The organism is Bacillota bacterium (genome assembly GCA_036504675.1).
GTDB lineage: Bacteria > Bacillota > Sulfobacillia > JAJYWN01 > JAJZPE01 > DASXUT01.
In genome coordinates, this window is sequence record DASXUT010000167.1 from 1 (window position 1) to 9,421 (window position 9,421).

At 65.1% G+C, this 9,421-nt stretch carries 8 protein-coding genes; 5 read left to right on the plus strand and 3 right to left on the minus strand.

Features of this window, described 5'->3' with window-relative positions:
* Positions 1-57: 57 nt before the first annotated feature.
* Together VGL40_13140 and VGL40_13145 are read right to left on the minus strand one after the other, a co-directional pair.
* Positions 58-1,311, minus strand: coding sequence for a DHHA1 domain-containing protein (locus tag VGL40_13140; protein HEY3316209.1), 1,254 nt, complete (start codon positions 1,309-1,311; stop codon positions 58-60).
* Positions 1,308-3,104 (minus strand): alkaline phosphatase family protein, encoded by a 1,797-nt coding sequence (locus VGL40_13145; protein ID HEY3316210.1) that lies wholly within the window; start codon positions 3,102-3,104, stop codon positions 1,308-1,310. The genes VGL40_13140 and VGL40_13145 overlap by 4 nt, the downstream gene beginning before the upstream one ends.
* A gap of 328 nt (positions 3,105-3,432) precedes the next feature.
* On the opposite strand from VGL40_13145, the gene VGL40_13150 reads away from it, so the two are divergent.
* The 5 genes from VGL40_13150 (at position 3,433) to VGL40_13170 (ending at position 8,468) form a co-directional block, all read left to right on the plus strand.
* Complete coding sequence (locus tag VGL40_13150) at positions 3,433-3,957, plus strand: thioredoxin family protein (protein HEY3316211.1); 525 nt, start codon at positions 3,433-3,435, stop codon at positions 3,955-3,957.
* A gap of 211 nt (positions 3,958-4,168) precedes the next feature.
* Positions 4,169-5,278 carry a fructose-1,6-bisphosphate aldolase/phosphatase gene (gene fbp / locus VGL40_13155; GenBank protein HEY3316212.1) on the plus strand — a complete coding sequence of 370 codons (1,110 nt, stop codon included), beginning with the start codon at positions 4,169-4,171 and terminating at the stop codon, positions 5,276-5,278.
* A gap of 267 nt (positions 5,279-5,545) precedes the next feature.
* Positions 5,546-6,400: a DegV family protein gene (locus VGL40_13160; protein HEY3316213.1), complete on the plus strand. Its 855-nt coding sequence runs from the start codon at positions 5,546-5,548 to the stop codon at positions 6,398-6,400.
* A 19-nt stretch (positions 6,401-6,419) separates the two neighbouring features.
* A complete protein-coding gene (locus tag VGL40_13165; protein ID HEY3316214.1) occupies positions 6,420-7,010 on the plus strand; it encodes a glycerol-3-phosphate acyltransferase in 591 nt (196 codons plus the stop codon).
* 63 nt (positions 7,011-7,073) lie between these two features.
* Complete coding sequence (locus tag VGL40_13170; GenBank protein HEY3316215.1) at positions 7,074-8,468, plus strand: IS1182 family transposase; 1,395 nt, start codon at positions 7,074-7,076, stop codon at positions 8,466-8,468.
* 584 nt (positions 8,469-9,052) lie between these two features.
* Here VGL40_13170 and VGL40_13175 read toward each other — a convergent pair.
* Positions 9,053-9,268 carry a hypothetical protein gene (locus VGL40_13175; protein HEY3316216.1) on the minus strand — a complete coding sequence of 72 codons (216 nt, stop codon included), beginning with the start codon at positions 9,266-9,268 and terminating at the stop codon, positions 9,053-9,055.
* Between the last annotated feature and the right edge of the window lie 153 nt (positions 9,269-9,421).

Genomic DNA, 9,421 nt, shown 5'->3' on the forward strand with positions numbered 1-9,421 from the left:
GAGGGGCGGGAGGAATCCCGCCCCTTGTTTCTTGCTGGTGCTTAAGTCGTCAGCCCCTCAAATCCCGGCGATCAGCGTTCGGGCCTTAGCGAGGGCCCCGTCGAGCCCGCCGGCCTCGGGCCCGCCGCCCTGGACGACGACCGGACTGCCGCCGCCGCGGCCGCCGATGGCCGGCAGGACTTCCTTGATCACCAGCCGCAAGTCGAGGTCGGCGAGGTCGGCCGAGCGGGCCATGGCCACCTGGGCCTGGTTGCCGTCGGTGGTGCCGAGGACGGCCGTGGTCCGCGGGTGGGCGGTGAGGCGGCCGCAGAGGAGTCTCAGCTCGGCCATGGGCCGCCCTTCGAAGCGGCGGACGGCCAGGCGCCGTCCGTCGGGGAGGGCCTCGGCCTCGGCCCAGAGGGCCTCGGCCTCCTGGGCGATCAGGGCCTCTCGGGCTTCCGTCAGGGCCTTACGATGGGCCTCAGCCTGTTCCAAGGTCTTCCTGGCGGCCTCCAACACCTCGGCCGGGGGCACCGAGAGCAATCCGGCCAGGCCTCGCGAGATGTGGTCCTTGAGGCGGTAGTCGCGGATGGCCCGCCCGCCGCAGACGAAGACGACCCGAAGGCTCTGGCGGACCCGATCGAGGCCGATGATCTTGATCGGGCCGATCTCACCGGTCCGCGCCGGGTGCGTCCCGCCGCAGGGGGACCAGTCGAAGTCGCCGACCTCGACGATTCGGATTCCCTCCCGCCGGGTTGGGGGCTTTCGCAAAGGTAGGCGCGACGCCTCTTCCCAGGTCATCCAGTGAGGGATGATCGGGCGGTCCTCGAGGACGACGGCGTTGGCCAGATCCTCGACGCGGTCGAGGTCCTCGGCGGGGATGGACGCCTTGTCGAGGTCGATGGTGACGACTTCCGCGCCGAGATGGAAGCCGACGGTGTTGGCGTCGCAGAGCTTCTCGAAGGCCGCCGACAGGAGGTGCTGCCCGGCGTGGTGCTGGCGATGGTCGCCCCGGCGGGCCGGGTCGATCTCGCCGTCGACCAGGCTGCCGACCACGGGCCAGGTCTCGGGCGAGCCGTCGGCGGGGGCCGGGCCGAGCACGTGAAGCACCCGGCCGGTCGCCTCATCCTCGATGACCCGGATGACGGGCCACCCCGAGAGGCGTCCGCGGTCGTCGGGTTGCCCTCCCGACTCCGGGTAGAAGGCCGTCCGGTCGAGGGTCAGCGTGGCCGAGCGGCCGTCCGGGGCGGGTTCACAACTGGTCACCGTGGCCTGGAAACTGGTCAGATATGGATCATCGTGGTAGAGTCGTTCGGAGCCGGGATGGCTCATGCTCTGAGAGAAGTCTCCTTCCGACGAAAGATGGCCAGTCCACCGAGGGCCGCCCCGAGGATGGCGACGACCGGTGTGACCAGCGCGGCGAATCCGGTGGTCACGGCCTGAAGCAGATCCAGGTAGAACTTGAAGCCGACCTTCAAGTTGGGAAGATACCAGGCGAAGTCGAGGCCGAAGTCGAGGACGGCCAGGAGGACCTGGAGGAAGATACCGTAGGCGATGAACAGGGATACGAACGCCCCGCCTTGGGCCACCGCCAGGGACCAGGGTACGCCCGCGCCACCCCGGGGGTTGCCGCCGGTCACCGCCGGCTGAAGGGCCTTTCGGCGCGACCCGGTGTAGACCCCGAAGATCAGGGCGGCCGCGGCGGCCGTCCCGGCGGCCTCAATCATCCGCCCGTTGAAGAAAGCCATGATCTGATCCTCGCTGTTGAAGGCGGACAGCGACCAGACATAGTGGTGGACGAGGAAGAACGACAGGTTGTAGAGGGCGAAGTAGAGGACCGCGCCGCCGAGGGCGGGGAGGAGGAGGGGATTCTTGCGCCAGAGCCAGATGATCAGGGTGAGCGGGACCAGAGCCAGAACCAGGATGACCGGCAGCCGACCCAGTTGGCCGGCCCGGATCATCGACGCCCGGGCGGCCGACCGGGAGCGATCGAGGTCCACCAGGGCCTGGTCGGCGAACTTGGCGGCATCGGCGTAGTCGCCGGAGGCCACCGCCTGCTCGGCCTGGACCATCGACTCAGGACGCCCGACGATGGCCCGGTTGAGGGTCTGGCCGTAGGCGCCGGCAAACGAACCTTCGGTCTTGGCCAGGGCCAGCGCCTTTTCGGCTCGGTCGGCCGGGGAGAGGTCCAGCGCTTCCCAGTCCACCCGGCCGAGGGTGTTGGCCGGGAAGGAAGTTCCGAGGAGGGCGGCGATGGTCGTGGCCACGTCACCCTGCCCGCCCTCGCCGGCGGCCAGGACCGGGGTTCCGGGCTTGACACCCTTGCCGGCCATCACCACCGGCACCGCGGTGACCGCGGGTTCCCAGCCACCGTGCCCGCCCGTCTTGACGTGACCGTGGTCGGCGGTGACGATGACCGTGGCCTTGGCCAGGTCGACGTGCTTTAGGAACTCACCGATCCGGGCATCGATGCCCTGGGCCGCCTTCAGGTATTCGGGACTGCCGCCGCCGTGGGCGTGGCCCTGCTCATCGGTGTCGGAGTAGTGGACGAGGATGAAGTTCAACGGCGGGTCCTGGGTGACCAGCTTGATGCTGGCGTCGCGGGTCAGGTCGTCGTACTGGTCGGACCATTCGTAGTAGTATTTCTCATCCCAGTATGGCCCGACCAACTCGTCCCAACCCTTCCCCCCGGCCACGCCGGTCCGCAGGCCGGCCCGCTTGGCGGCCGCCTCGATGCTGTCGACCTTGAGGGCGCCCTCGTACCAGTTGGTCGTCACCCCGTGGTACTCCTGATAGGTCCCGCTGGCCAGAACGGCCGCGCCCGGGGTCGACAAGGAGGGTTGCCCGGTGGTCACGGTGAAGGACGCACCCTTCTGCCGTAGGCTGTTGAGGACGGCCATCTGCTTCGAGACATCCACCCGGAGGCCGTCGATGATGATCAGGATGACCTGATCCGTCAGGGCCTTGGTCCGGCCGGCCGGAGTAAGTTGATAGGCGTATTTGCTCCGGTAGTCGACGACCTTGTTCCACTCGGCCGTCGTCAGGTTCTTAGAATAATACCCCAGGGCCGCCAGAAGGATCGGGATGATCAAGACGGCCACCCAAGTCTTGGCCCGCTGGCTCACGGCCACGCACCCCCCGCTGAGATCGCTCGGGCCTTAGCCGAAGGCGCCCGCTGCCCCACCGGAATGAGGCTCGCGGGCGCTTAGTAGCGACGACGCATCAGTGGTGATAATTCAGACGGTCCCGAGCATTGCCCATGATTCCATGCCCGGCCGGGATTTTCCTGCCGAAATTTCACCGGCCCACCAGGACACGGCAGGAAACCCATGAGAATGGGGAGAAAGGGTCAACCCGTTCCTTTTTTGCGCTTCGGCTTTCGTTTTGCGACTGTTGGCGCCGAACCCGCATTGACCCCGGAGAGCCGGGGCGCCGAGAGGGGGGGCAGGACCGATGAGAGTCATGGACGAGGCCCGTTTTGGGGCGGGCCGGACCTTTGCCGCATACGCCGCCGACTCGGTCGTCGCCGGTCCGGCCCTCCAGACCAACTACCAGGAGACCGCGGTCCCGGCGGAGACCGTGGCGGCCGTGGGGGACCTGGTCCGCAGGGCCGGCGGAAGGATCAATGTCGTTGTCGTCTCCGAGGAATGGTGTCCGGACTGTCAGGACAACCTGCCGGTCTTGGCCAAGCTGGCTGACACGGTCCCCGGGATGAGCCTGCGGGTCTTCGGCCGCGACGCCAGCCCCGACCTTGTTCGTGAGTACTCGGTCGAAGGGAAGATGAGAATCCCGACGGCCGTTTTTTACGACCCCGCATGGCGGGAGATCGCCCGGTGGATCGAACGCCCGGCCAAGGCCGCCGGACTGATGGAGAAGGCCGGGGGTGAAGTAAGGCGGGCCGTGCGAGAGCAATATAAGTATGGTCTGCGCGAAGAGACGATGAGGGAAGTAACTGAGGCCGTCGGGCTGAAGCTTTAGCCGAAGTTGGTCAGCCGCCATCGGAGGTCCTGGGTTCACTCAGAACGGCCGTGCCGTCCGGCGCCCGGGGGCGCGGGTCTGCGTGAACTGTTGAGGACATAATTGACTTTATGTCTACATATAGACGCCGGAGGGAGAACCATTGCCAGAGAAAGAGCGGGCTTACCAGTTGCGGTTATCGGACAAACCTGAAGGAGGAGACGGCAAGGCTGTGAGCGACAACAAGATTACCGTCAGCGTCATCAAGGCGGACGTTGGCGGATACGTCGGTCATTCCAGCGTTCACCCAGCTCTGCTGGCCAGGGCCAAGGAGTGCCTGTCGCGGGCCGACAAGGAACACCTCCTGGTGGACTATCACGTGGCCTCGGTGGGTGACGACATCGACCTGATCATGACCCACCGCCGCGGCATCGACAACCCGGAGATCCACCAGCTCGCCTGGGAGACGTTCAAGGCCTGCACCGAGGTGGCCCGTGAGCTCAAGCTCTATGGAGCCGGGCAGGACCTCCTGTCGGACGCCTTCTCCGGCAACATCCGCGGGCTCGGCCCGGGGGTGGCCGAGATGGAGTTCGTCGAACGGGTCTCGGAGCCCATCATCGTCTTCATGGCCGACAAGACCGAGCCGGGGGCCTGGAACTTCCCGCTCTTTAAGATGTTCGGCGATCCCTTCAACACCATCGGTCTGGTCATCGACCCCAAGATGCACCAGGGCTTCAAGTTCGAAGTCCACGACCTTATCGAACACAAGAAGATCATCTTCTCCCTGCCCGAAGAGCTCTATGACATGCTCGTCTTCATCGGCGCGCCGGGGCACTACTGCATCAAGGGCATCTACAACAAGGCCACCGGGGAGATCGCCGCCGTCTCCAGCACCCAGCGGCTCAACCTGATGGCCGGCCGCTACGTCGGCAAGGACGACCCGGTGATGGTGGTCCGCTGCCAGAGCGGGCTGCCGGCGGTCGGGGAGGCCCTCGAGCCCTTTGCCAACCCCCACCTGGTCTCCGGATGGATGCGGGGTTCCCACACCGGGCCTTTGATGCCGGTCGGCCGGGCCCAGGCCACCCCGACCCGGTTCGATGGACCGCCGCGAGTCGTCGCCCTCGGCTTCCAGCTGGCCAACGGCAAGCTCGTCGGGCCGCAGGACTTCTTCGCCGACGTCGCCTTCGACGGGGCCAGGGCCAAGGCCAACGAGATCGCCGACTACATCCGTCGCCTCGGGCCCTTCGAGCCGCACCGGCTGCACCTCGAGGAGATGGAGTACACGACGCTTCCCGACGTGATGAACCGGATCAAGGATCGCTTCCAGGACCTCGGCGACTGAAGGCTGGGCGGATACGGCGGTGCCGACGCCCCCGGGCGGTGCCGACGGGGATCACTGATGGACTCAATGAGGGCAAGCTTCAGCGACAGGGCGTCCCCGCGGGGACGCCCTGTCCGCGCCTCCCGTGGGCCCGGGCCGCGGCGCCCCGGCGGGGCAAGGGATTTGGGACTCCCCGGCGGAGCAGGTAAGAAGGATTGCGGCCGGGCCGGTCTAATCTTCTTAGGTATTTCCGGAGAGATGGACAGCCTACTGCGAGGAGGCAACCAGTTGATCAAGATCGTCACCGACAGCGCCACCGATGTGCCCGACGACCTGATCCGGCGATACGGCATCACCAGCGTGCCGAACTACGTCCGGATCGGGCAGCGGGTCTACCGGGACATGGTCGAGATCGACCAATCCGAGATCCTCCGACGGATGGTCGTCGACAAGGTCGTCGTCAAGACCTCCCAGTGCTCTCCGGGGGACTTCCTCCAGGCCTACCGCGAGTTGACCGCCGATGGCTCGACGGTGATCTCGATCCACCTCTCCTCGAAGCTCAGCGGGATCTATCAGTCGGCCACCCTGGCCCGCACCATGCTGCCCGACCGCGACATCCACGTCGTCGACACGGGGACGGGTTCGATGGCCTCGGGCTTCGCCGTCATCGCCGCCGCCAGGCTGGCCCATCTCGGGAAGACCAGGGAGCATATCCTTCAGGCGGCCAGGGCCATGGCCGAGCGGGCCCGCATCTTCCTGACCTGCGACTCGCTGGAGTGCATTTGCCGCAACGGCCGGATCAGTCGGGCCCAGGCCCTGATCGGATCGCTTTTCAGCATCAGGCCCGTCCTCTCGGTCCAAGACGGCGTCCTGGCGGCCGTCGACCGGGTCCGCGGGGCCCAGAAGGTCATCCCGAGGCTGGTCGAACTATGCCGCCAGCACATCCCGGAGGGGACGCGGGTGAGCGTGGCCGTGGGCCACGTCGACGTCCTCGACCGGGCCAAGGCCTTGGCGGCCGAGCTTCAAAAGGTCCTCAACATCGGGGAGATGTTCATCTTCAGGACCGGGGCGGCGATCACGGCCAACCTGGGGCCGGGAACCTTCGGGGTGATGTTCTGCCCTGAGGAACCCATCACCAGCTGATCTGGGAGGAATGATCCGGATGAACGGTCTGATCCTCACCGCCGCCGTCGTCGTGGGGGCCTACCTAGTTGGTTCGTTCCCCTCGGCCTATGTGATGACCCGCCTCTTCGGTAAGGGTGACATCCGCAAGATCGGCAGCGGCAATCTGGGCGGGATGAACACCGTCCGCAACGCCGGTCGGGTCCCCGGGGTCCTCACCGGCCTGTTCGACTTCGGCAAGGGGCTCCTGGTGGTCTACCTGGTCCGTCACCTGACCGCCGACCCGTACCTCCCGCTGTGGGCGGCAGTGGCCTGTGTCGCCGGCCACAACTGGATGATCTACATGGGCTTCCGAGGCGGCAAGGGCCTCGGGGCGACCATCGGGGCGCTCCTCCTCCTCGCGCCGCTGGCCCTGCCGGTGGCCCTCGTCGTGGCCGTCTTGGCCAGCCTCGCCCTCAAGGACTCCTACGCCGGGACGGTGGCCGGGGTCGCCTCCATCCCCGCCTCCCTCTGGTTCATCTATCAGGACCCGGTTCGGCTGCTCTTCGGGATGGCCCTGGCGGCGGTGATCATCGCCAAGCATGTCCCCGACCTGAAGCGGTTCGCCGCCGGGAAGAAGGAACTTATCTAGAGCCTGTCGGGTAAATGCCCAATAAGATAGGATTTACCAGGCCAGACAGAGAACTGGTAAGGCATGAACACATTCATCCCTTACGATCCCAAGCAACTGTTCCTGTTGCCCCCCGACATGCGGGACTGGTTGCCGGAAGGGTCTTTGGCCCTCTTCATCAGCGATGTTGTGGATTCCCTGGACCTTTCGGGCATCTTTCGCGCTTACGAGGGGGATGGCCGCGGCCGCCCGGCGTACCACCCGGCGATGATGGTCAAGCTCTTGCTCTACGGGTACTGCACGGGCAAAGCGTCATCCCGCAAGATCGAGCGGGCCACGTGGGAAGATGTGGCGTTCAGGGTCTTGGCGACGGACCAACATCCGGACCACGACAGTATCGCGGCCTTTCGTCAGCGGCACCTCGGCGAACTGCGGAAGCTTTTCCTGCAGGTATTGAAGATGTGCCAGGCGGCCGGCCTGGTGAAGCTGGGTCATGTGGCCCTGGACGGGACGAAGGTGAAGGCTAACGCGTCCAAGCACAAGGCGATGAGCTATGGGCGGATGGTCGAGACGGAAGCCCGGCTCAAGCGGGAGATCGAGGAACTGCTGAGACTGGCGGAACGGACGGATGCGGCTGAAGACGCCAAGTTCGGCAAGGGACGGTCCGGGGATGAGTTGCCCGAGGAATTGCGGCGGCGGGAAAGCCGTCTCTTAAAGATCCGGGAGGCCATGGCCCAGTTGGAAGCCGAGGCGAAGGGCGAAGCCGAGGACAAAAAGCAAGAGGCCGAGGAGAAGCTGGCCGAGCGTGAGCGGCGGAAGGACAAGGGCGACAGACCTGGCGGCCGGCCGCCGGCGGTCCCCGACCCGGACCTTGCTGTGCCCAAACCCAAGGCCCAGAAGAACTTCACCGATCCCGATTCACGGATCATGAAAGACTCGGCCAGCAAGGCCTTCGAACAGGCTTACAACGCGCAGATAGTGGTGGATGGAGAGGCCCAGGTGATCGTGGCCGCGGCGGTCACCCAGGAGGCCAATGACAAAGGGCAACTCGTGCCGATGCTCGAAGAGACCGCCAAGAACCTGGGACAAATGCCGGGGACGGTGTTGGCCGATGCTGGCTATTTCAGTACTGACGCGATGGACAGAGGGCTGTTCCATGGAGTGGACTTCTACGTCCCGCCGGATAAACAAAAACATGGGGATGGTCTCTCTCCGGTCACCGACCCGGTGCCGAAGGATGCTCCGATGACTGAGCGGATGCGCCATAGACTGCGTACGGAACACGGACGAGAGATCTACGCTAAGCGCAAGGCCATCGTGGAGCCCGTGTTCGGACAGATCAAGGAGGTCCGCGGCTTCCGCCGTTTCTCATTCCGTGGACTCACCAAGGTGACCGCGGAGTGGGATCTGATCTGTCTGACCCACAACCTGCTCAAGCTATTCCGAAGTGGACAGCGTCTCCTGATCGCTTCCGGATAGACGACAGTGTGGGTCGGATGCCTCAATCCATTCCCACAAGGGTGAATCAGCAGCCGTGAGCGCATAGCCAATCGACCAAACCAACTCAAATCCACTGGTTTCTTTTCCGATCCCGTATCAAACCGTTACCAAATCACTTGTTTGCCCGACAGACTCCTAGGCCCCCATGCTTTGGAAAGGTTGGTTTAGCCTGGCATATTCCATAAGAAACGCGGGGGGACCCAAAATCCCCCCCAGGGTAGAGGACCGCTCCACCCAGCCGCGCTAGGACTACATGCCCCGTCACGCGCCCGGAGACAAAATGGGGTCTTTCCAGCCCCTACCTAATGAAGCAAGCCAGCTAGGCCCCCGATGGGTGGTGCAGTCGCTTTGGGTCTCGTACCGCACTGGCTTAGCTGGCTGCCTACGATGTCAAACGTGGGCCGGTTCTGTGCAACCTCCCTGGGGGTGGTCCCTCGGGAATTAGGACAACCAATTTCGAGCTGAGCCCTGGGTAGGCGAAGCCAGCCAGGCCCAGTATCATCATGGCGGCTGACGACGCCTTCAGAAGGGCCCTCTCACCTGCGTTCATGGGATGCTACATCCTAATGCGGCGGATAGAGCGGGTCGTCCGGGAAGATGAACCCGAGCCCGTACGCCTGGGCCACGGCCTTGATGATCCAGTATACGATGCGCCAGCCGGCAAAGACACCGACGGCCAGCAGCACCCAAACGACTAGCTTGGACCGCTCCCTGAGGCGCTTCAGGTCCTCTCGGATAGCCTGTTCTATCGTGCGCCTGTCCGGGAAGAGAAGACTCAATTACTCATCACCGCCTGACAAGCCTACGCTGATTGTGGGGTTAGTATTTCCGCGTACATCCGACCACAGTCGTTAGGCGTAGGCCTTCTTCGCCCTACGGAGTTCCCGTGACACAAGGGCGATCAGGTCCTTGAGAGCTTCCCTGAGGTCGGG

Excerpts from the sequence above, each read along its gene's own strand:
- VGL40_13140 (HEY3316209.1), bottom strand. The coding sequence starts at position 1,311 with ATGAGCCATCCCGGCTCCGAACGACTCTACCACGATGATCCATATCTG.
- VGL40_13150 (HEY3316211.1), top strand. The coding sequence starts at position 3,433 with ATGAGAGTCATGGACGAGGCCCGTTTTGGGGCGGGCCGGACCTTTGCC.
- VGL40_13165 (HEY3316214.1), top strand. The coding sequence starts at position 6,420 with ATGAACGGTCTGATCCTCACCGCCGCCGTCGTCGTGGGGGCCTACCTA.
- VGL40_13170 (HEY3316215.1), top strand. The coding sequence starts at position 7,074 with ATGAACACATTCATCCCTTACGATCCCAAGCAACTGTTCCTGTTGCCC.